The organism is Streptomyces sp. P9(2023) (genome assembly GCF_032436795.1).
Taxonomy (GTDB): Bacteria; Actinomycetota; Actinomycetes; order Streptomycetales; family Streptomycetaceae; genus Streptomyces.
Genome location: NZ_JAUPWM010000395.1, coordinates 1 through 278, shown reverse-complemented (window position 1 = coordinate 278; position 278 = coordinate 1). Strand labels below are relative to the sequence as shown.

1 protein-coding gene is annotated in these 278 nt (G+C 65.5%); it reads left to right on the top strand.

From position 1 onward, the window contains the following. A partial coding sequence (locus tag Q5762_RS38075; protein ID WP_315896889.1) for an alpha-E domain-containing protein occupies positions 1-195 on the top strand: 195 nt, incomplete at its 5' end. Between the last annotated feature and the right edge of the window lie 83 nt (positions 196-278).

Here is a 278-nt window from a genome sequence, read left to right as displayed (position 1 = left end):
CTGGCCGAGCGTTATGGCGAGGGCGTGCCCGCCCGCGCGCATGACATGGCCCGCGCCATGCTGGCCCAGATGCGGGGCTTAAGCATCGACGACATCTTCGACGAGGGCCTGCACGAGTTCCTCACCCGCTTTATCCGCGAGAACGCCGCCCTGGCCTCGCAGATCCATGCGGATTACCTGACGGGCGGCATGTAGGGGGGCGGCGATGCGGCTGAAAATCTCGCATGATACGGTTTACCGCTATGAGACGCCCATGCGCGGCGTGGTGCAAAGCCTGC